Source organism: Lentilactobacillus raoultii (assembly GCF_900411375.1).
GTDB classification, from domain to species: Bacteria; Bacillota; Bacilli; order Lactobacillales; family Lactobacillaceae; genus Lentilactobacillus; species Lentilactobacillus raoultii.
Genome location: NZ_LS422984.1, coordinates 214,966 through 237,552, shown reverse-complemented (window position 1 = coordinate 237,552; position 22,587 = coordinate 214,966). Strand labels below are relative to the sequence as shown.

General features: G+C 39.0%; 24 protein-coding genes. 3 read left to right on the top strand and 21 right to left on the bottom strand.

Going from position 1 to position 22,587, the window contains the following annotated elements; genetic code table 11:
• Positions 1-14: 14 nt before the first annotated feature.
• The 14 genes from ED605_RS02760 to rpsB all read right to left on the bottom strand — a co-directional run bounded on the left by ED605_RS02760 (position 15) and on the right by rpsB (position 15,488).
• Positions 15-323 carry a L7Ae/L30e/S12e/Gadd45 family ribosomal protein gene (locus ED605_RS02760; protein WP_121977389.1) on the bottom strand — a complete coding sequence of 103 codons (309 nt, stop codon included), beginning with the start codon at positions 321-323 and terminating at the stop codon, positions 15-17.
• Positions 313-612, bottom strand: coding sequence for an RNase P modulator RnpM (gene rnpM, locus ED605_RS02755; protein WP_121977388.1), 300 nt, complete (start codon positions 610-612; stop codon positions 313-315). Before rnpM ends, ED605_RS02760 begins: the two co-directional genes overlap by 11 nt.
• A gap of 19 nt (positions 613-631) precedes the next feature.
• Complete coding sequence (nusA, locus tag ED605_RS02750) at positions 632-1,927, bottom strand: transcription termination factor NusA (protein WP_225419028.1); 1,296 nt, start codon at positions 1,925-1,927, stop codon at positions 632-634.
• A gap of 17 nt (positions 1,928-1,944) precedes the next feature.
• Complete coding sequence (gene rimP, locus ED605_RS02745) at positions 1,945-2,418, bottom strand: ribosome maturation factor RimP (RefSeq protein ID WP_121977387.1); 474 nt, start codon at positions 2,416-2,418, stop codon at positions 1,945-1,947.
• Positions 2,419-2,576: 158 nt separating this feature from the next.
• Positions 2,577-6,893 carry a PolC-type DNA polymerase III gene (locus tag ED605_RS02740; RefSeq protein ID WP_121977386.1) on the bottom strand — a complete coding sequence of 1,439 codons (4,317 nt, stop codon included), beginning with the start codon at positions 6,891-6,893 and terminating at the stop codon, positions 2,577-2,579.
• 180 nt (positions 6,894-7,073) lie between these two features.
• Positions 7,074-8,783, bottom strand: a complete 1,710-nt coding sequence (locus ED605_RS02735; protein WP_121977385.1) for a proline--tRNA ligase — start codon at positions 8,781-8,783, stop codon at positions 7,074-7,076.
• Positions 8,784-8,834: 51 nt separating this feature from the next.
• Positions 8,835-10,109 carry an RIP metalloprotease RseP gene (gene rseP / locus ED605_RS02730; RefSeq protein WP_121977384.1) on the bottom strand — a complete coding sequence of 425 codons (1,275 nt, stop codon included), beginning with the start codon at positions 10,107-10,109 and terminating at the stop codon, positions 8,835-8,837.
• A gap of 25 nt (positions 10,110-10,134) precedes the next feature.
• Entirely contained in the window at positions 10,135-10,923 is a 789-nt protein-coding gene (locus tag ED605_RS02725; RefSeq protein WP_121977383.1) for a phosphatidate cytidylyltransferase, read from the bottom strand.
• A gap of 12 nt (positions 10,924-10,935) precedes the next feature.
• Positions 10,936-11,706 (bottom strand): undecaprenyl pyrophosphate synthase, encoded by a 771-nt coding sequence (uppS, locus tag ED605_RS02720; protein ID WP_121977382.1) that lies wholly within the window; start codon positions 11,704-11,706, stop codon positions 10,936-10,938.
• Positions 11,707-11,781: 75 nt separating this feature from the next.
• The gene (locus ED605_RS02715; protein WP_121977381.1) at positions 11,782-12,237 is read right to left on the bottom strand and encodes a hypothetical protein; all 456 of its coding nucleotides are present in this window, start codon (positions 12,235-12,237) and stop codon (positions 11,782-11,784) included.
• A 15-nt stretch (positions 12,238-12,252) separates the two neighbouring features.
• A complete protein-coding gene (frr, locus tag ED605_RS02710; RefSeq protein WP_121977380.1) occupies positions 12,253-12,816 on the bottom strand; it encodes a ribosome recycling factor in 564 nt (187 codons plus the stop codon).
• A 1-nt stretch (position 12,817) separates the two neighbouring features.
• A complete protein-coding gene (gene pyrH / locus ED605_RS02705; RefSeq protein ID WP_121977379.1) occupies positions 12,818-13,540 on the bottom strand; it encodes a UMP kinase in 723 nt (240 codons plus the stop codon).
• Positions 13,541-13,714: 174 nt separating this feature from the next.
• Positions 13,715-14,593, bottom strand: coding sequence for a translation elongation factor Ts (gene tsf / locus ED605_RS02700; RefSeq protein ID WP_121977378.1), 879 nt, complete (start codon positions 14,591-14,593; stop codon positions 13,715-13,717).
• Positions 14,594-14,681: 88 nt separating this feature from the next.
• Positions 14,682-15,488, bottom strand: coding sequence for a 30S ribosomal protein S2 (gene rpsB, locus ED605_RS02695; protein ID WP_121977377.1), 807 nt, complete (start codon positions 15,486-15,488; stop codon positions 14,682-14,684).
• A 292-nt stretch (positions 15,489-15,780) separates the two neighbouring features.
• Between rpsB and ED605_RS02690 the strand changes: the two genes are divergently transcribed.
• On the top strand, positions 15,781-16,506 hold the full coding sequence (locus ED605_RS02690) for an HAD family hydrolase (RefSeq protein ID WP_121977376.1): 726 nt from the start codon (positions 15,781-15,783) through the stop codon (positions 16,504-16,506).
• Positions 16,507-16,582: 76 nt separating this feature from the next.
• Here ED605_RS02690 and ED605_RS02685 read toward each other — a convergent pair whose 3' ends face one another.
• The 3 genes from ED605_RS02685 to ED605_RS02675 are packed head-to-tail and all read right to left on the bottom strand — an operon-like array spanning position 16,583 to position 18,686.
• Positions 16,583-17,581, bottom strand: a complete 999-nt coding sequence (locus tag ED605_RS02685) for a D-2-hydroxyacid dehydrogenase (protein WP_121977375.1) — start codon at positions 17,579-17,581, stop codon at positions 16,583-16,585.
• 48 nt (positions 17,582-17,629) lie between these two features.
• Positions 17,630-17,950, bottom strand: coding sequence for a GIY-YIG nuclease family protein (locus tag ED605_RS02680; RefSeq protein ID WP_121977374.1), 321 nt, complete (start codon positions 17,948-17,950; stop codon positions 17,630-17,632).
• Complete coding sequence (locus ED605_RS02675) at positions 17,937-18,686, bottom strand: tRNA1(Val) (adenine(37)-N6)-methyltransferase (RefSeq protein ID WP_121977373.1); 750 nt, start codon at positions 18,684-18,686, stop codon at positions 17,937-17,939. Before ED605_RS02675 ends, ED605_RS02680 begins: the two co-directional genes overlap by 14 nt.
• A gap of 127 nt (positions 18,687-18,813) precedes the next feature.
• Here ED605_RS02675 and ED605_RS02670 point away from each other — a divergent pair, with 127 nt between their 5' ends.
• A complete protein-coding gene (locus tag ED605_RS02670) occupies positions 18,814-19,443 on the top strand; it encodes a lysophospholipid acyltransferase family protein (protein ID WP_162919733.1) in 630 nt (209 codons plus the stop codon).
• An 88-nt stretch (positions 19,444-19,531) separates the two neighbouring features.
• Here ED605_RS02670 and ED605_RS02665 read toward each other — a convergent pair whose 3' ends face one another.
• Positions 19,532-19,756: a YneF family protein gene (locus ED605_RS02665; protein WP_121977371.1), complete on the bottom strand. Its 225-nt coding sequence runs from the start codon at positions 19,754-19,756 to the stop codon at positions 19,532-19,534.
• Between the two features lie 91 nt (positions 19,757-19,847).
• On the bottom strand, positions 19,848-20,132 hold the full coding sequence (locus ED605_RS02660) for a DUF896 domain-containing protein (protein ID WP_121977370.1): 285 nt from the start codon (positions 20,130-20,132) through the stop codon (positions 19,848-19,850).
• Between the two features lie 128 nt (positions 20,133-20,260).
• On the opposite strand from ED605_RS02660, the gene lexA reads away from it, so the two are divergent.
• Positions 20,261-20,890 (top strand): transcriptional repressor LexA, encoded by a 630-nt coding sequence (gene lexA / locus ED605_RS02655; protein ID WP_121977369.1) that lies wholly within the window; start codon positions 20,261-20,263, stop codon positions 20,888-20,890.
• Between the two features lie 73 nt (positions 20,891-20,963).
• Here the strand turns inward: lexA and ED605_RS02650 are convergent, their stop codons facing one another.
• A complete protein-coding gene (locus ED605_RS02650) occupies positions 20,964-22,127 on the bottom strand; it encodes a hydroxymethylglutaryl-CoA synthase (protein WP_121977368.1) in 1,164 nt (387 codons plus the stop codon).
• Positions 22,128-22,216: 89 nt separating this feature from the next.
• Positions 22,217-22,468 carry a hypothetical protein gene (locus ED605_RS02645; RefSeq protein ID WP_121977367.1) on the bottom strand — a complete coding sequence of 84 codons (252 nt, stop codon included), beginning with the start codon at positions 22,466-22,468 and terminating at the stop codon, positions 22,217-22,219.
• Positions 22,469-22,587 lie beyond the last annotated feature (119 nt).

The following is a 22,587-nucleotide window of genomic DNA, read 5'->3' as shown; positions in this document are numbered from 1 at the left end:
TCATCACTCTCCCTTTATTTCCTGTTTGTTAATTCAATCATTTTTTCTGAAATCCCGCGATCTTTAATGCCAATCATTGTCCTTTTCATCCCAATGGCGTTGCTTAATACTTCTTTAGTGTACATTGTATTGACAGGAACATGATAGTAATTTGACTTATCTAGAAACTTTTTACTAGTTGACTTACCAGTATCTGAAGCGATAAACAAAAAATAAATTTTGCGGTTTCTGATTCCTGACAACAAAGTATTTTCACCTGATACTAATTGATTCGCACGCCGGGCGATTCCCAAAAAATTTAAGATTGCCTGACTATTGTCCATTTTCAAACAACTCTTTTCGAGCCTGTTTATGATCAACGTAAGCAATTAAGTCATCGTAAAAACTGTCATTCAATTGAGTTGAAAAAGCCTTTTCAAAGACATGTTCAGCCTTTGCTTTTTTCGCAACCTCAACATCAATCGAGATATAGGCGCCTCGGCCCGATTTCTTGCCGGTTTCATCAATTGAAACGTTGCCATCGGTATCACGAACTATCCGCACCAGTTCCTTTTTAGGAGCCATTTCGCCGGTTACAATATCCTTTCGCATTGGGATCTTTCGTTTTTTCATAATGATCGCCTCCTAAGAATTAAGCTTCGTTTGAAGATGGGTGGTCATCCGTCGATTGCTCGTTAAAATCTTCATTCTGATCAACTTCTGGTGATGTCTCAGAGTCATCGGATTCATCCGGATTAACTTTCTCGTCGGATTTAGTTTGCTCTTCTTGAGTTGTGCTGTCAACATCTTGACGATTCAAATCAGCTTCATCAGACTCAACGTCATTATCAGTTGCTTCGTCTTCACCATCAGTTACTTGTTGCGCACGCTTCTCTCTTTCTGCCAAAAATTCTTTGGCTTCGGTCTCTGATTTAATATCAATCTTAAAGCCGGTTAACTTAGCAGCCAAACGTGCATTTTGACCACGTTTGCCGATTGCCAGTGATAATTGATAATCTGGAACGATAACGGTACATGCGCGATCATTATCATCATCAAAAATAACGTCGATGACTTCAGCCGGATTTAAAGCATTGGCAATGTATCGTGCATCGTCTTCATCCCATTCAACGATATCCATATTTTCACCGTGGAGTTCGTTAACAATCGTCTGAACTCGTTGCCCCTTTGGACCAACAGCAGTTCCAACTGGATCAATGTCCGAATTATTAGACCGAACAGCCACTTTTGCCCGATCGCCTGCTTCCCGTGCAATTGAAACAATTTCAACCGTTCCGTCATAGATCTCAGGAACTTCCTGCTCAAATAACCGCTTAAGCATCCCTGGGTCAGTTCGACTCACAAAGACTTGTGGTCCCTTGGTCGCATTTTCAACTCGAGTGACATAAACTTTAAGTCGTTCCTGAGGGCGATAAACTTCATTTGGCATTTGATCACGTGGGCCCATGACTGCTTCAACCTTGTCTAAATTGATGTAAACAAAGCGGGTATCCTGACGTTCTACAGTTCCAGTTACCAAATCATCTTCATATTTTGAATATTCATCGAAAATGTTTTCCCGTTCAGCTTCACGAACCCGTTGCATAATGACTTGCTTTGCTGTTTGAGCGGCAATTCGACCAAAGTTTTTTGGCGTCACTTCAAATTTGATTTCATCACCAATTTCATAGCCTTTATTGATTTGCAAGGCATCATCAAGTGACACTTGCATTTGATCGTCAGTTACAGTTTCTACGACTGTCTTAACTGAGTAGACATGCATTTCACCTTTTGCTTCGTCAAATGATACCTGAACATTTTGTGCTTGACCATAGTTTCTTTTATACGCAGAAACCAGGGCAGCTTGTAAGGCCTCGATAACGACCTCTTTTTTAATTCCTTTTTCTTCTTCAAGAGCAGATAATGCTCCCAAAAGTTCCTTACTCATTGGTTAAGTCTCCTTTTTTAAAATTTAATTGCCAGTCGCGATTTAGCAATCATTTTCTTTGGAATTTTAATGGTGTCGTTCTTACCCCACTGATCATTTTGGATAATGACGTCATCCGAATCGGCAGATCGGAGGAAACCTTCGAAAACCTTCTGACCGTTTAAGTTCTGATACAACGAAATATGGACATATTCACCAACTGCCTGTTGAAGTTCACGATCATTTCTCAACGGTCTTTCAGCGCCCGGAGAAGAAACTTCCAAAAAGTATTGTTGAGGAATCGGGTCAGGATCCATTTCATCCAATTTCTCACTCAATTCGTCACTAACCAACACACAATCGTCAATCGTGATGCCGCCCTTCTTATCAATGTAAACTCGCAAATACCAATTTTTACTTTCCTTAACAAATTCAACGTCAAATAAGTAAAACGCATGTTTATCCAAAATCGGCTGCACAATCTGCTTGACCGTTTCAACGACATTGCTCAAAAATAAGCCTCCTAAAATTATCCATTAAAAAGAGCGAGCATTTCTGCTCACTCCTTACAAGCTATTTAATAAATAAAGTATATCATATCCACTCTATTTATACAACCGTTTGCGTTAGAGGGTGTTTCTTAAGTGACAGTCAAAGTTAGTCTATCAACTTACATCATATCAAATAAGCTTAACTGATTCTCATCCGGCAAGCCATCCAAAACATGATTTTCAGTCATAAAATCGATTAAAGTTTTTGAAACCTTACCACGCTTAGATAAATCTTCTTTCGAAATAAATGGCTTATCTTCGCGCGCAGCAACAATTTGTTTAGCCACATTTAAGCCCAGTCCCGGAACGGAATTGAAAGGCGCAATCAAATCAGTGCCATCAATCAGCCATTCATTGGCTGCTGACCGCTTAAGATCAACCATCTTAAAATTGTAGCCCCGTTCCAACATTTCGTTAGCCAATTCCAGCACTGTTAACAAGTTTTTCTCCTTTGCAGAAGCTTCCATTCCCTTATCATTGATTTGTCTCATTGCATTTTTAACAGCTTCTTTTCCACGACACATTGAAACAATATCAAAATCATCAGCCCGAACAGAGAAATAAGCCGCGTAATAAACCAATGGGAAATAGACTTTAAAATAAGCAATCCTCAGCGCCATGAGAATATATGCTGCCGCATGGGCTCTTGGAAACATATACTTAATCTTCAGGCAAGAGTCAATGTACCATTCCGGGATCTTAGCTTTCCGCATTTCTGCTTGCCAATCATCAGGAATACCACGCCCATGACGAACACTTTCCATAATTTGAAATGATAGCTCGGAATCCAAGCCCCATTGAATTAAATCAGTCATAATGTTGTCACGACATCCAATAACATTGGCAATAGTAGCCGTGCCATTTTTAATCAGCTCATCGGCATTGCCAAGCCAAACATCTGTCCCATGTGAAAGGCCGGAAATTTGTAAAAGCTCCGAATAATTACTTGGGTGAGTTTGCTCAAGCATTCCCCGAACAAATCGAGTTCCAAATTCAGGAACACCCAACGTCCCAGTTTTAGATTGAATTTGATCTTCAGTAACACCTAGAATTTTGGGACTGGAAAAGATTGACATCACACCTGGGTCGTCCATGGGAATTGATTTTGGATCGATACCTGACAAATCTTGCAACATTCGAATCATCGTCGGATCATCATGCCCCAGGATATCAATTTTTAAAATATTATCGTGAATCGAATGAAAATCAAAGTGGGTTGTTTTCCAAGCTGCAGTTTGATCATCAGCTGGATACTGAATCGGCGTAAAATCATAAATATCCATATCGGCAGGAACAACAATAATCCCAGCAGGATGTTGGCCAGTTGTTCGCTTAACGCCAGTTGCACCCTTTGCCAAACGATCCTCTTCAGCCTGACGGTACGTCTTACCCTTATCCCGTTCATAAGCTTTAACATAACCGTAAGCCGTTTTATCAGCAACTGTCCCAATTGTACCCGCTCGAAAAACATTTTTCTCACCAAACAAAACTTTGGTGTAGTTATGAGCAATTGGCTGATAATCTCCGGAAAAGTTTAAATCAATATCCGGAACTTTATTTCCAGTAAAGCCCAAGAAAGTTTCAAACGGAATGTTGTGTCCATCACCAATCATTTGAGTGCCACATTCAGGGCATTTCTTCCTTGGTAAATCATATCCTGAACTATATTCACCGTTCGTGAAGAATTCCGTATGCTGACAATGGGGGCATCGATAATGAGGAGGCAATGGGTTAACTTCGGTAATTCCAGTTAGGGTGGCAACTAGACTTGAGCCAACTGAACCCCGGGAACCAACCAAATACCCATCTTTATTACTTTTAGCTACCAATCGTTGGGCAATCAGATAAATAACTGAGAAACCATTGCCGATAATACTTTTCAGTTCCCGTTTGAGCCGGTCATCAACAATTTTGGGAAGTGGATTGCCATACCACTGATGAGCCGTTGTCATGGTTCGTTGCTTAACCTCATCTTCGGCACCTTCCATTTTCGGCGTGTAAAGTCGATCTTTTAGTGGATGAACTTCATCAATTTCATTAGCAATTCGATTCGTATTTGTGACAACAATTTCCTTGGCTTTTTGTTCACCCAAAAAAGAAAAGTCGTCAAGCATTTCATTGGTTGTTAAGAAATGTAAATCTGGCAATACTTGCCGATTAAGTGGATTAGCTCCACCCTGTGAATTAATTAAAATTTTACGATAAATATAGTCTTCAGGATTAAGATAATGAACATCTCCGGTAGCTACCACCGGCTTTTGCAGTTCGTCACCCAATTTAACAATATTTGTTAAAATCTCTTTTAAGTTTTCTTCGTCAGAAATTAAATGGCTTTCAATTAATGGTGCATAGGCGCGTTGGGGCTGAACCTCAAGATAGTCGTAGAAAGCCGCTTTTTGGCGTGCCTCGTCCATCCCCTTTTGCATCATAGCAGTAAAAACTTCACCAGACGAACAGGCTGAACCGACTAAAATACCATCACGATATTTCTCGAGTTGGGTTCGTGGCACCCGTGGCACCCTGAAAAAGTAATCCACATTTGATAGTGACACAATTTTAAACATATTTTTCAATCCAACTTGATTTTTAGCCAAAAGAATCGCGTGTGACGGTCGCGCGTGTTTATAAGCATCGTTTTCCGTCATATGATCGTTTAATTCATCATGGTAGGCAATTCCGTAACGATCTTCGGCGTCCTTCAAGAATAAGTAATTCAGGTGCCCAGTCGTTTCGGCATCATAAATCGCCCGGTGATGGTGTTCCAAGCTGACGTCAAACTTCTTAGCTAATGTATTTAATCGATAACCACGCAAGTTGGGGTAAAGAAACCTTGCCAATGTTAGCGTATCAATAATTGGATTTGAAATTTCCGACATCCCATGGCGCGCATAGCCCGTATTCATAAAGCCAATATCAAAAGTAACGTTGTGCCCAACCACAATGGCGTCACCGCAAAATTCGCGGAAGAGTTTAAAGACTTCTTCCTCAGATTTTGATCCTTGAACCATTTCGTCAGTGATGGAAGTTAAATTAGTTGTTTGTTCTGACAAGTGAAAGCCTGGATCAATAAACTCCTCAAACTGGTCAACCACATTATTATTCTTCATTTTCACTGCAGAAAGTTCAATCACTCGATCATAAATGGCAGAAAGTCCAGTCGTTTCAGTATCAAAAACAACATACGTCGCATCTTTTAGTGGAATATGCTTATCGTTGTAACCAATTGGAACGCCATCATCCACTAAATTGATTTCAACACCGTACAACATTTTAAGATCGTTTTTTTGGCCGGCATGAAAAGCATCTGGGAATCCTTGAACACCCGCATGATCAGTAATCGCCAATGCTGGATGCCCCCAAGCCTTAGCTTGTTTAGCAAAGTCAGCAATGTTATTTGTTGCATCCATTTGGCTCATTGAGGTATGAAGATGTAACTCTACCCGCTTTTCATTTTCCGGTGCAGTATCTTTTCGCATTACCTTTTTAACGGAATTAATATCATACGCATTAAGGGTTAACTCATGAGAATAGTTGTCTTCCTGAACATTTCCACGAACTTTTACCCAGTCGCCCTCACTAATTTCGTCAAACAATGCTTCATCCCCGCGGTTAGAAAATTTCTTAACTTGAATTGAAGAAGTATAATCCGTAATTTTCAACATCAGCAATTGACGACCGGATCTCAGGGAGCGGATTTCTTTATTAAAAACGTACCCCGAAACAACAACGGACCGTTCTTCTTCAACAATGTCTTCCATTTTCATAACGGGAATGTCTGCATTAATTTTTTTTCCAATCACTGCTGGGCCATTACCGCTACTCGGGTGAGCAGCTTTTTTCTTGGCATTTTCTTTAATTGCGGCATTGGCTTTTTTAACTAGTTCAGCATTTTGAGCCTCGTTTTTTTTCTGTAAGGCCTCAATATTTTTTTGAGATGATGTTTCATCTACAATTGTGTGAATCTTAAAGTCAGGGAAACCCACTCTCCGATACATTTCTTCAATTGGTCCAAGCGCTGTATTTGTCATAAAATTCTTAACAATTTCGTTTTCAGCGATAAATTCGATTCGTGAATCAACGATCGAGGGTGCTCGGTTTTCACAAAGTTCTTGAATCAAAGGAGACGTTACCCCACTATGAACAACCACCCATTGCCAATATTGTCGTAGTAATTGCTCATTGAAATGGTCGCTGACAGGCATGATATTGAGTGACACTTTGGCAATTTCCTGAAAAGACGCCTGAAGTCGCGAATTAAATTCATTAAAAGTTTCAAATGGCAATATTTTCGGTAAAGAAATATCAAATTGCCACCGGAGACTTTGTTCATGAACTTCCAAACGGTCAATTTTAGCATCTTGGAAGAAAGGAGACGTTTTGGCGTCTTCCCACTGAAGCTGCTCTAACAACTTTTCAAATAAAGCATGTTGATCCAAACTTAAAGAGCCTCCTTACTAGTGCAAAAAGAAGCTGAGAAACAAGTAATCCGTCCCCACCTTCTCAGTAAATCCATCATCAGTTAAAGATAACTAAACGTTGCTTTACTATTAAGCATACTTAAAAAATTCAAAATAGTAAATTCGAAGTCACTTAAAATAACGTTTTTAAGTATAAAACTAATTCAGATTCTTTAACAGAATTTTGACAGTTTCACTTAATTCTTCAACTTTGCTTTCAACCGTTTCACCATTTTTTCTGATTTTAATTTCGACAATTCCCTCATCAGCCTTCTTACCAATCGTAATTCTCAAAGGAATCCCCATTAAATCAGAATCAGCAAATTTTACGCCAGGTCGTTCTTTTCGATCATCAACCAAAACTTCCAGTCCATTGGCCGTCAATTGTTGCTCAATTTGATCAGCAAGAGTCATTTGAACTTCCTTTTTAACATTCACCGGAATCACATGAACGGTGAACGGTGCTACTGAAACTGGCCAAACCAAGCCGTTCTCATCTGCATTTTGCTCAGAAATTGCAGATAATAATCGGCTGATTCCAATACCATATGATCCCATGATAACTGGAATTGCACGGCCATTTTCATCCAAAATAGTTGCATTCAAGCTCTTAGAATAACGCGTTCCTAATTTAAAAATATGACCAATTTCAATTCCCCGAGTAAACTTCAATTTTCCTTTACCATCAGGGGACAATTCGCCTTCTTTAACGACAACAAGATCAGCTACATCGTCAATTTTAAAGTCACGATCAGCATTGGCGTTAATGTAATGATAACCATTTTCATCAGCACCAACCACGGCATTTTTCATATTAGCAACCCGAGTATCAGCTAAAATTCGTACCTCTTTGTCAACTCCGATTGGCCCCAATGACCCAAAATCAGCTTTTAAGTAGTCACGTGCTTGATCATCGGTTGCCGAATTAAGAAAATCGGCTTTTAAATAATTTTTTAGTTTAACATCGTTAACGTCATAGTCGCCACGAACCAACACCAAAATTGGTTGATCATCAGCCATATACAACATAGATTTAATAGTCTTTTTAGGTGACACACCTAGTAATTTAGCGACTTCATCAATTGACTTGGCATTTGGCGTTGCCACTTTTTTAAGAGCCTCATCTGCTTCTGTTGATGGCTCATCCGTTACTTTGGAAGTCGCCATTTCCAAGTTGGCAAAATAATCGCTCTCATCTGAGTAGACAATGGTGTCTTCTCCGACTGCCGCCATAGCAGAAAATTCTTTTGAATCGGAACCACCCATTGCGCCACCATTACCAATGATAACTCGATATTTTAATCCCATTCGATCAAAAATCTTGCGATAGGCATTTTCCATGGCTCGATAAGCCTGATCAAGATCAGCCTCTTTAGCAGCAAAAGAATACGCATCTTTCATAATGAATTCGCGACTTCTCAACAACCCATATCGAGGCCGATCTTCATCCCGATATTTATTTTGAATTTGATACAGAATTAATGGTAATTGCTTGTAAGACTTAATTGAATCTCGAATTAATTCTGTAAACGTTTCTTCGTGAGTGGGGCCTAAAATGAAGTCCGTATCGTGGCGATTTTTAAATTTAAATAATTCTGGCCCATACGTTTCATAGCGGCCAGATTCCTTCCACAAGTCAGCTGGTAAAATGTCAGGCATGAGCATCTCATGCGCAGATGTTTTGGCCATTTCTTGACGAACGATGTTTTCAATCTTTGTTAAAACACGATATGCCAGCGGTAAATAGGCATACATTCCAGCGGAAATTTGTTTAATATACCCCGCCCGAACTAGCATTTTATGGCTTAGCGCCTCAGCTCCCTTAGGCGTTTCTTTTAACGTTGGTACTAAAATTTTAGACTGCTTCATAAGTTAACGGCTTCTCCTTCTATCAACATTAATTTATTTTTTAATAACGGATTAGTGCAAAAAGTAACGTTCAATATCATTCCATGTTACCAAAATCATCAAAATCATTAGGAATGCAAATCCGATTAGCGTCACAATGGTCTCAGTTCTCTGAGAAACTGGTTTTCTACGAATTGCTTCAATGATATTAAGCACCAGTTTGCCACCGTCAAGCCCAGGAATCGGAATTAAGTTAATGATTGCCAAGTTCAATGATAACCATGCCAAGAAGGTTAACACGCCTGAGACGCCCATTGAAGCTGCTTGAGAGGTCGTGGCAAAAATGGCAACTGGACCGCCTAAATCATTTAAGCTAAAGTGACCACTGATCATTGACCACAAAGCACCAAGCAAAGTCTTGGTCATCGTCCAGGTTTGGGTAAACCCTGATAATGCTTTAGCCTTAAAACTCTTATCAAGTGATTGTGTAATCCCAATGACACCAATCTTTTTACCCCCTTGTTGATTGGCCCTAGGGGTCATTTGAATGGTCCTATTTTGCCCATTTCGATTAATCTCAGCTTTAACTCGCTTGCCCGGATTCGCTTGGATTTGAACTGCTAATTGATCCCAGTTGGCAGTTTTGTGACCATTAATAGAGACAATCCGATCACCGGATTTAATTCCTGCTTGTCGGGCAACCGAATTAGACGGCATGACATCAATCTGATTTGTGTTAGATTGAACGCCGCCTTGAACAAAGCCTAAGATTGTGTAAACCAAAATTGCCAAAATAAAGTTATTGAAGACACCGGCAAAGTTTGTCAACATTCTTTTTCCAAGAGGGGCAGCCTGAAATTGAACATCCTCTGGTGCAATTTGTAACTCTGTCCCATCATTTTCAATAATGACAGCATCATGATCGACGGAATAGGATTTAATAGTCGATTCATCACCATTTTCATAACCTTTGATAAAAAGGTTGTGGGATAAATCAACGTCCGTAACCGTTAAAGGGATTCCCTGAAACAACGAGTGTTTGTTACTTGTGTTAATCCGAGTTACGATATCATGATCATTTAATTGCAGGGTGACGGGCGTCCCTGGTTTTAATTCCTCTTCGCCATCATCAACTTCACCAGCCATACGAACATAACCGCCAAGTGGTAATAGACGCAAAGTAAATGTTGTGCTGCCACTTCGGTGAAAGAATAGTTTTGGTCCCATCCCAACAGAAAATTCACGGACTAATATTCCAGACCGTTTAGCCATAATATAATGACCAAATTCGTGAAAAATAACCAAAATTCCAAAGACAATGATGAAAACTATAATTGTAGTTATCAAGCGGCCCTCTCCTCCTAAACAAAGACTAAATAATACCAACTAGATGCAGCATTGGTAATACAAACAGCAAGCTGTCAAATCGATCCAAGATTCCACCATGTCCTGGTAAAATTTTCCCAGAATCCTTAACGCCGTAATACCTTTTAAGTGCCGATTCAATCAAATCACCAAACTGGCCGGCAACAGACAGAAAAATAGTGATTAAAATCATTTCAAATAATGAGTAGCCCGGAATTGGATAGAAAAAAACAAAAATTGAACATAAAATGGTGGCTGAAAGTAACCCACAAATCGAGCCTTCCCAAGTTTTATTGGGGCTAATTCGCGGTGCTAATTTATGCTTCCCCAACAGTCTTCCAAAAATGTAGGCACCACTGTCGGTTACCCATACGATAAAGAGTGCGTATAGTAAGACGGCTAACGAAACTGCTCTGGCTGCAATAAAGTAGTGAAACCCCATTCCGATATATAACATGCCAAGAATGATCACGCCAGCATCATCGAAGGTAAATAAGTTTCTGCTAAGGACTGTAACTAACAGCAACATTAAAACAAATAAAAAGAAAATAAACGTTTGGTTATAGTCGCCGGGTAAAAAATTAGTCCAGTGCCCAGGTAAAATCAACGCACTGACACCAAGATAGGCAATGATTGACTCACCAGCCACTAAAATCCGTTTCTTCATGACTAATATCTCCGAAACTGCCACAATTCCCAGCGCCAGAGCAGCAATATCAAGCCAGATATGCCCCAAAATAATAATTGGAATAAAGATGATCAATGCTATGACTGCAGTTATGACACGTTGTTTCACTTAACTTCGCTCCTACTCTTCTTGATTTAATCCACCAAATCTTCGATCCCGCTTTTGATAATCTCTAATCATTTCTTTGAGCGTTTCGCCATCAAAGTCAGGCCAAAGCGTTTTTGTAAATACCAATTCACTATATGCAATTTGCCAAAGCAAAAAATTAGAAATCCTTTCTTCACCACTTGTTCGAATGAGTAAATCAGGATCCGCATATTGATTCAAGAAACCAGTCATCAGATGACGAGAAATTAAGTCATCATTGATATCAGATACAGAAATGGCATTCTCCTTAACTTCATTCGCAATCTGGCGGACAGCCATTCGGATATCCAACCTACTGCCATAGTTTAATGCAAAATTTAAAATCATACCAGTACAATCGCTAGTTTGAGCAATTGCATCATAAACGGCTTTCTGCGTTGGTTGAGGCAACTCATCCACTATGCCCATAACAGAAACCTTGACATTATTTTCTATAAGTTCTGGGACAAAGTTATTAAAAAACTTAACTGGTAGTCCCATTAGGAAATTTACTTCGTCTTTCGGCCGTTTCCAATTTTCTGTTGAAAATGCATAAAGCGTTAAGACCTTTACCCCAAGTTTACTAGCAGCTTTGGTAACTGTTTTCACAGTCTCCATTCCCTGCCGATGGCCAGCAATTCTTGGTAAATGACGTTTCTTTGCCCAACGACCATTACCATCCATAATAATTGCAATGTGTTCAGGAATGCGATTTGGATCTAGTGAAATAGTTGCTTCTGGATGCTTTTTGTTATTGTTAAACATTGGACTCTCCTCTAAACGAATCGGGAAAAAAGAAAGGATGAGATGTTAAACTCATCCTAAAAATGCACTTAATTGTTAGTCTTCTGCACCATCCGGACGTTCAACCATTCGCCATTCACCACGATTTGCTTCTGCCAAGGTATTAAAGTATTTCAACAGCTGATTTGCATCCGCCGGGCTTTTACTACCGAGTTCATTCAATCCTTTCCCTGTCGTCATCGGCTCAGACAAATCAGTGACATTGCTTTCTCCCTCAATCGTCGCATGAGAAAAGGCCATCACCCAATCATCTTCAACTAACTGAGAAACGATAAAGAAGAGATTGAAATCATTAGCAACGTATGCAGGCATTGCATACAAATCGTCTTGAACCGGTTCGAGGCGATTACCATTATAATCTAAATCTCCTAGATTATCTTCAGTAACCGGTTTATTTAATTTGAACAACATCTTTTCAAATTCTTTTGTTCCCGGTACAACTGAAACTTCATCATCATTATTGTTATTATTACCGTTATTATTATCTGCCATTATAATCCCTACTTTCTAGCCATTCATGACTTCGTTTTCCTTATCAGCAACAATCTTGTCGACGCCTTTAATTGAATTATCGGTTAATTTTTGAACCTGGTCTTCTAATCGGTGTAATTCATCATCAGTTATGTCATCGTTTTTATTATCTTTTTTGAAGGTATCCATCGCTTCACGACGGACATTTCGAATTGCAACTTTACTTTTTTCACCGGTTGCTTTCACTTGTTTGGCAATTTCTTTTCGACGATCTTCAGTAAGCGCGGGAATTGCCAAACGAATTGCTGAGCCATCATTAGCTGGGCTTAGGCCAAGGTCTGCTTCATAGATGCCCTTTTCAATGTTTTCAAGTGAAGATTTATCATACGGTGTAATTAAAATAACTCTCGCTTCTGGAATGGAGATAGAAGCAATTTGATTTAATGGCGTTGGTGCACCATAGTAGTCGACCGTGACGCCGTTCAAAAGACTAGCATTTGCACGACCAGCACGAATACTACCAAGTTCATGCTCCAAAACGGCTTGTGCTTTTTTCATTTTAGTTTTTGCTTCGTTCAGAATTTCTTGTGAATTTGCCATTTTATCTCTCCTCTACAGTTGTACCAATGCTGTCACCAGAGACAACTTTGCGAATATTTCCCGGTTTGTTTAAATTAAAAACGACGAGTGGAATATGATTATCCATGGATAATGAGCTGGCTGTAGAATCCATCACTTTAAGGCCCTTTTCCAAAATATCCATATAAGTTAATGTTTCGTACTTCTTAGCATCTTTATGAGTCCGTGGGTCAGCTGTGTAAATTCCATCAACGCCATTTTTGGCCATTAAAATGGCATCAGCACCAATTTCTGCGGCTCGTAATGCAGCCGTTGTGTCGGTTGAGAAATATGGATTCCCGGTACCTCCTGCAAAAATGACGACCCGCCCTTTTTCCAGATGACGGACTGCTTTTCGACGAATATACGGCTCAGCAATTTGACGCATCTCAATTGACGTCTGAACGCGTGTTGGCACATCAAGAGACTCTAAATTATCCTGAAGTGCCAATCCGTTCATCGTAGTTCCTAACATTCCGATGTAATCCGCTTGAGCACGTTCCATTCCCATTTCGGCACCAGCTTCACCACGCCACATGTTACCACCACCGACGACAATGCCAATTTGGACACCCATTTCAAAAATATCCTTGATTTCTTTTGCGACGTCCTTAATCACCGGCGGATTAATACCAAATCCACGCTCACCGGCTAACGCTTCGCCGCTCAATTTTAAAATAATTCGGTTGTATTTTACTTTGGACATCAAAGTGCCTCCCATAATTAATCATTAACACCAATTTTAGCATACTCAAGTTAACTGCAACAATAAAACTCATAAATTCAAAAATTCTTAACAGCTTTACCTTAATCATTTTTGAAAGTCGCAAAAAAGGACTGGAACAAAAATAGCCGTCGTTCCAGTCCTTTTAATAAAAAGCTAATTTCCTAATTGATCACGAACTTCATCCTCGAAGCTTTCCTGCTTTTTTTCGATGCCTTCGCCAACTTCATAGCGAACAAACTTAACAATTGAGCCATTCTTAGAAGCAACGTATTGAGCCACTGTCTGATCCGGATCCTTAACAAATTCCTGATCTTCCAAGCAAATCTCTGCTAAAAATTTATGAAGACGTCCTTCAACCATCTTTTCAACAATTTTTTCAGGTTTGCCTTCATTCAAGGCTTCTTGTTTTAGAATTTCCTTTTCATGAGCTAAACGATCTGCAGGAACTTCTGCCTGATTAAGATACTCAGGATTAGTTGCAGCGACGTGCATCGCAACATCTTTAGCAGTGGTTTCGTCAGCACCCTTCAATTGAACCAATGATGCAATTAAACCGCCGTTATGCAAATACGAGCCAAAGACTTCATCGTCACCTTTTTCAACGATTTTAAAACGACGTAAACTTACTTTTTCACCAGTAACTTGAGTCGTTTCAACCAAATCATCTTTGATCGTTCCCTTGTCTGTTTTAAGTGCCATTGCAGCCTCAACATCTGCTGGTTTGTTAGTCACAATTGCGTCACTAATTCGAGCAACAGCAGCTTTAAAAGGATCACTTGAGGCAACAAAATCAGTTTCTGAGTTAACTTCAATAATTGCTGCAGTATTTCCTTTAATCACAATCGTAGCTAATCCATTAGCAGCTACTCGATCACTTTTCTTTTCAGCTTTGGCAACACCTTTTTCACGTAAAACTTCAATTGCTTTGTCAAAGTCACCCTCTGTGGCTACCAGCGCTTTCTTTGCGTCCATCATACCAACACCGGTTTTTTTACGTAATTGCATTACCTGTGATGCGGAAATTTTTGCCATTTTAACGGCCTCCTTAATTCTTAACACAAAACTGACTCTACACTAAGGCCAAATTAGGTCTATAGCAATAGAGTCAGCCTAAGTGCTATTACTGGTTATTTGAAGCGTCTTTGCCTTCTACAGCGTGGGCAATATCTTCAATTGAATCTTCTTTTGAATCTTTTTTGTCGTCTTTTGAACCATTTTCAAATGTTTCTTCGCTAACTTCATCTTCACCCTGACGACCCTCAATAATGGCATCCGCCATTGTTGATGTAATCAAGCGAACGGCACGAATAGCATCATCATTTGATGGAATGACCACGTCAATCTGATCTGGGTCAGTATTGGTATCAACCATTGCCACGATCGGGATGTTTAACTTTTGAGCTTCATGAACCGCAATTTGTTCCTTTCGCGGATCCACAATGAACAAAACATCTGGTAACTTAGGCATATCTTCAATTCCACCTAAGAATCTCTCAAGTTTATCTCGCTGCTTAATTAATAGTGAGACTTCCTTCTTTGGCAAAACATCAAATGTTCCGTCAGTTTCCATCTTCTTAAGATCTTTCAATCGCTTAACACGTGATTGAATAGTATCCCAGTTAGTTAACGTCCCACCAAGCCAGCGGTTGTTAACATAATACTGACCAGCACGAGTTGCTTCTTCAGCAATTGAATCCTGAGCTTGTTTTTTAGTACCAACAAACAGAACAACAGCACCTTTTGAAGCTTCTTCCTTCATGAAATTATAAGCAACATCAATTAATTTGACTGTTTTTTGTAAATCAATGATGTAGATCCCATTTCGTTCAGTAAAGATATACTGCTTCATCTTAGGATTCCAGCGACGTGTTTGGTGACCAAAATGGACACCAGCTTCCAATAATTGTTTCATAGAAATTACAGCCATGATTTAGCCTCCATAAAGTTTTTTTCCTCCCCGATGGTCACTTGCAATCAGGAACTACAAACTGTAGCAACACCCATCGCATTGCATCGAGTGTGTAATTAAAACACCTATAAGAGTATAGCTAAAAACAGCCCTGAAAGCAAGGATTTTATGATAATCATTCAAAAAACAATTCAACCAAGCTGATTTTTAAACAATTAAATCTAAGTTCAGCCCTCCCTCCCTTGCAACAGAATTGTTAAATTTTTTTAAAACGTGTTAGAATAATAAATCGTAGCAAGGAGGAGTCTACATGATTAAAGCCATTGTTTTCGATGTTGACGATACATTATATGATCAAGAACCGTCATTCAAAGTTGCTTTTAAGCAAACTTTTTCGAACGATATTGATGGTCATTTAATGGCCAAGATTTTTACTAACTACATTCACCAAGAACAGTTGGTAATTGCCAAAAGCAATCTCGACCAACAACTTCAACTTTCAAAATCTGAGATTAATTTTCACTGTTTACATCATTCATTCAAACTGTTTTCACTTGACGGCTTAACACAACAAAAAGCAGCTGATTTCTGGCAATCTTATCATCAGCTTAGTCAAAATATCCAATTATTCAATGGCTTAGCAACCGTTTTTAATCACCTGAGTGAAAAATTTAAATTGGGAATTATCACGAATGGCACAACCAAAAATCAACTTTCTAAAATTATGCGATTAAAATTGCATCATTGGTTTTCCAGAGAAAATATCATTACGTCTGAAGATGCAAACGTTCAAAAACCAGATCCTAAAATTTTTACTTTGATGAATCGAAAATTAAATCTTCGTGGTAGTGAAATGATTTACGTTGGCAGCTCTTATTTTAATGACGTTATTCCAGCGAAAAAAGCTGGTTGGCAAACCGTTTGGTACAATAATCACAATGCGGCAATTGCAGATCCTGAGATTATTCCGGATCAAACGGTTAATAACAGTTCCCAACTTCAAGAATTACTACTGGAATTAGCTGCAGAAGTCTAATCCGACCTATTAAAAAAAGAAATCCCTTCCGTAATCGAAAAGGATTCCTTTTTTTATTTTTTATAACAAGTTCAGTTTAAAGCTTCACCAATTTGTCAGATTTACCGGTCGAAATCAGTGATTTATTTGCATCCATCGCAAAGTAAACCATGTTCCGAACAGCACGCTTTGTATAGAAGGCAATATGTGGACTAACCAGAACGTTTTCACGCTTCATAAGTCCCTTCAATCGTTCGTCTGGAATCTTATCAAAGCTGCCAAAGTCAGTATTAAAGATGCCAACTTCATTTTCATATACATCTAGAGCAGCACCAGCCACTTTACCAGAATCAAGCGCCCGAATCAGTGCATCCGTATCAACCAAAGTTCCTCGTGCTGGATTTAAAATGTAGACGCCATCCTTCATCTTGCTAAAGGCATCATCATTCAGCATATGTTCATTTTCTTTTGTTGCAGGAGCATGAATTGATAATACATCAGATTGAGCATAAAGTTCTTCAGGCGTATCAACATAAACGCCTTCTTTTTCCAATTCTGGATTATGGAAAATATCATAGGCAATTACTTTGGCACCAAAGCCCTTGTAAATTCGCATAGCAGCACGGCCAATTCTACCCGTTGCGTAAACCCCAACCGTTAATTGGTTTAATTCTTCGGCAATATCTGGTGCCCAACGAAGATCGCCGTTTGCTTCTTTACGATCGAATGTATTGGTTCGGCGTAACAGTCTCATCAACTGGGTAACCGTAAATTCAGCAATTGCCTCAGGTGAATATGCAGGCACGTTGGTAACTTGAATTCCGTTACGTTTTGCAGCATCGGCATCAATATTGTCAACCCCCACATTACGTAAGGACAAATACTTAATTCCATACTCACCTAACTTGTCGAGTACGGCGGCTGTATAAGGCTTCTGTTGATAGGTGACAACACCATCAGCACCTTTAGCCTGTTCAACAGTTGATTCATCCAGCAACTCACCAGTTGATGCAACTTCAACATCGGGATTTTCTTCACTCCATTTATCTAAATAGGGCTTTTCATCGTCCCGAATGCCATAAGCAATAATTTTCACGAATATTACCTCCTAAACATGTTACTTATATTGTAACACGTTTAGGTATTATTTAGGCTGAAAATCAGAAAGTTTGTGCAGCCATTCACTGCCTGGAATCGAAAATAACTCGGGATAATGAATTAAATACAATTTTTGTTTTCGGCTTAGTTTTTTAAAAAAGTATTCGGCACTTAATGCATCATGCTTGGTCGCAAACTGTTTTTGAAACAGAACTTTAATCGGATAATGCGTACGTGTGTATTTTGCACCTTTTCCTGCTTGATGGACTTGAAATCGTTTCTGAACGTCCGTCGTATACCCTGTATATAAAGTATGGTCTTCACATAACAAAACGTACATAAAATAATTTCTTTTAGGATTTTCCATAAAGAATTTGCTTCACCTCAGTTGAATACTCAGTTCCTTCATGTGTCACCAGATCGGCAAGAATCCGCAGGCCATTAGGTTTACCATCTTTAATTGCCTCAATCAAGACCATATTAGCAGGTTGCGCCGGCTTTGAACGAACAAACTGCAACTTTTTGGGTTCTAACCGGTGACTGCGCAAACTGAGTAACAAATCCGTTAATCTATCTGGCCGATACACCATAAACAATTTAGCATTTGTTTTTAGTAGATCACTGGCAACTTGAGCAACTTCACTAATTGTTGTTTTAATTTCATGGCGGGCAATTGCCAAATAACGGTTAGGATTTTTTTCACTACTTTCATAGTTAACGAAGTATGGTGGATTACAGACGACCACATCTACTGAATCCTTCGGTAAGTGAGCTGTCGTGTTCTTCAAATCGTCATTAATCACTCGAATCCGAGTTGATAAATTATTTAATTCAACACTTCTTCTTGCCATATCTGCTAGCCGATTCTGAATTTCAACCATTGCAATTTCGGCAGCCGTTTCACTACTTAAAAATAGGCCAACGGCCCCATTGCCCGCACACAGATCGACAATTTTTTTAATTCGCTTATTGCCGACCTGAGCGAAATTAGCCAACAAGACGGCATCTAAAGAAAACGAAAAGACGTCATTGCTTTGGATAATTTTTATTTGATTGCTGTACAGCTGGTCAATCCGTTCATCGGATTTTAAGTTAATTTGCATTTCTAATTTCCTTTACTTTTAACCAATTTTTGATCCTCTGGAAATCTTAAATTCAATAATTTAGTTTGCCAAATACTTCTGTTTTAAGTTAATATAATTCTATTAGACAAGAAAGAAGGAAATGGGATTGCTTTATTCATTTCTCCGGGTAGTTATCCGTATTTTAGTTCTGATCATTAATGGAAATACCCATTACCTGCATCAGGAACGTCTTCCCAAGGGGAATTACATTTTGATTGGGCCTCACCGAACCTGGTTTGATCCAATTTTATTTGCGTTGGGTGCAAGTCCAAAAAAATTTAGTTTTATGGCAAAAAAAGAACTATTTAAAAATCCAATCTTAAAATGGATTTTGGATCATGCCAATGCTTTTCCAGTCGATCGAGATCATCCTGGCCCTTCAGCAATTAAGCATCCGGTCAAAATTCTGAGAAAGTCCGAATTATCATTAATCTTATTTCCCTCAGGAACCAGACACTCAGAAGAATTAAAAAGTGGTGCAGCTTTAATTTCACAACTGGCAGGTGTCCCCTTGGTGCCAACAGTTTATCAAGGTCCCTTAAGCTTTAAACGGTTGTTCAGTCGAAAGAAAATAACAGTTGCTTTTGGCGAACCAATCTACATTGATCGAAAACGCAAATTAAATGATGAGTATCAAAAAGTAATCGAAAAACAAATGCAAACCGCTTTTGATGCTTTGGACTTTGCTGTAAACCCAGAATTTAAATATGTCGATATCTCTAAGAAAAAAAGCTGATTCATCATTTTAATCAGTTTGGCAATAAAGAGGTCAGTTCAAAAATCATTCATTTTTGACTGACCTCTTTATTTAGATCAAAATAATGCTACTTTTTTCCCACGTTATTTTGCATGGTGTGCATCATCTGATTCAGTTTCTTCTGAGAAGGTTTTTGTCCCATTTGTAACATTAACTGGCGCAATTGATCTTCGTTAAATGGTGGATTCTCTTTAAGGTACTTTTCCATATACTTACGAGCACCATAAAAACCACCAATCAACCCAACGACCAAGGCCAAAATAACAATTAGAACCCAAATCCAAGTTGCCAAAACAAGGCCTCCTTACATAGTCTCACTGATTAATTCTACACAATTCCCAAAAGAAATAAAAGCCTTATTCTAAAATGACCGCAAAAATCTATTAATCGTCTCGAAGGCCCTTGTGTCGTTGAATCTTTCTTACTTTCTTTGGCGTAATCTCTTTGCCATCTTTATCGTAAACTTTCATTAATTCAATTTGCTTTTTAAAATTATCTCGAAAACGGGCAACGTACTTTTTTCGCAGTTCAGCCCGTTCAACCTTTTCAACCTCAGTTAATCCCTCAGTTTTTGCTTTGTGGGCTAACTCATTAATTCGAGGGACAATTTCTTTAAGAACATCGTCACCAATTTTAGATTGCAATTTCTTTTTTTCTTTTTCATTCATTGATAAATTCCTCCAATAAAAATATTATAACAGAAAATTTAAAGAAAGCACGAACATGTGTTTGAAATTTTCATAAAGGTATGATATTATAGATTTAATAACAAAAGTAATTGATGAGGTGTTACACAATGTTAAAAGATCCAAAGAGTAAACAATATCAAATTCTACACTATATTTGGGAAAAAGTTAATGATAAAGGCTATCCACCAACCGTTCGTGAAATTGGTGAAGCCGTTCACCTGTCGTCTACTTCAACTATCCATGGCCATATTAACAGATTACAGAAAAAAGGTTACATCGTCAAAGATCCTTCGAAACCACGGGCGTTGGAAGTCACAAATGCAGGAATGAATCTATTGGGGATTGCACCAAAGCAAAAACAAATCCCAATTCTTGGAACAGTTACTGCAGGCGAACCCATTCTGGCCGTCGAAGAAGCAACTGATTATTTCCCTTTACCACCCCAGTTGGCAAGGGATGATCAAACTTTGTTCATGTTAAAAATTCGTGGCAAAAGTATGATCAATGCCGGCATTTTAAGCGGTGATTTTGTTGTTGTTCGTAAACAATCAACCGCCGAGAATGGGGATATCGTGATTGCGATGACGGATGAGAATGAAGCAACTTGTAAACGTTTCTTTAAAGAAAGCGACCACTTTAGGTTGCAACCAGAAAACGATACTATGGCACCCATTATTTTGACCAAAGTCAGCATTTTAGGAAAAGTCATTAGTTTATTCCGTGATGAAATTTATTAACACTTAATTGAATTTAAAACGAGGCTGTCCAGAGGGATCCTGAATGGCCTCGTTTTTATTAAATTTTAGTAAGTTAATTTTGACGATAAATTCTTTGATCTTCATGACGTCCTTCAAGAATAAAAGGACTATGATCTGAAGCTGTATCAAACTGTTTATCACCGCCACTTAACGGTAACCCTGCTTGATACATCTCTTCATACTGTGAAATCGTTAATTTTTGGCGCTTTGACAGCATTGCTTCCATATCCGTTTTTAATGGCCGCCGATCAAATTGTTCACTAATTCGGCCACTATAGAACTCTCCTTGTGCGCCGGAACCATAACTGAAAAGCCCGACTAAGTCACCATGCTGAAGTGTTTCAGAATTGGCCAACAACGAAATTAGGCTTAAATATAGTGAGCCTGTATAAAGATTGCCCACACAAGCATTATAAACCCTTGAGGACTCAAACTGTGCCAAAAGGCGCTCCGGATGATGACTTTGATTAACAATCGACCGCAGTGCCTTCAGTCCCATTTTAGTGTATGGCAAATGAAATGCCATTGCCTGAAAATCGTCAATATTACAATGATAATCCCGTTGATAAGTTTGCCAAGTCTGCTTAAAAAAGTCAATATAAACGTTATTGGAATAATGCCCATCCACCACCGCATCACGACGATAAAGTGGTCGCCAAAAATCCATTATATTGTCAGAATAAAAACTACGCTTATCTTCAATTTCAAGAATTCGTGGTTCTGCTGCGACCAGCATTGCCACTGCGCCACCTCCCTGAGTCGCTTCACCAGGAGTTTGAAGCCCGTATCGGGCAATATCGGCTGCCAACACCAGTACCTGGCTATCCGGATGCAGTCTGATATGTTCAACCGCCATTTGAAGTCCAGCCGTCCCGCCATAACAAGCCTGCTTAATTTCAAATGATCGCGCGTGTTTTGAGATTCCCAATAACGCTTGAACATAAATAGCTGCCGACTTTGAATTATCGATTCCAGTCTCAGTACCAAAAATGACTGTATCGATTTTGTCTTTATCAGCTTTAGTTAAGATTTTGTTCGCTGCATTTGCCGCTAAAGTGACAACATCCTGAGTTGGTGGTATCACTGCCTGCTGTTTTTGACCAAGTCCAATCAAAAACTTACCTGGTTCCTCATGACGTCGGTTAGCCAGTTCAGTCATATCTATGAAATAAGGCGAAGTAAAAAAACCGATTTTATCAATTCCCACTTTGACCATACAAAAACTCCTTTACAAAAGAATGAGACATAAACACCAATTTGCTAATTGATATCCATGCCCCATTATGTATCGCGCAGCCACCAGGTTTATTGCTTAATAAAATGAATTTTATATTGGTCTTTGCCAGTAATGGAATTAATTACCAGACCCTCAGTTAAATTTCCTGCATAAACGAATCCTTCATGCTTATGCCCAGTAGCTGTAAATGTCCACTGAATCACTTGGGCACCGCCTGCTGGTGTCCCGAAAATACGGATCCCCGATAACTGACCATATGAATTATCGGAAAGAACCACTTCTTGATTTCCTAATTGACCATTAATATTTAAAGTTAACATAGAATTGAATTCTCCTACTTATTCGATTATCTAACTTAATAGTTTATCATAATTGAAATTTGTTTGCTATTCCGTTACTGTTAAGTTAAGGATTTGTTAAGTAACGAGGAGGGTCAAAC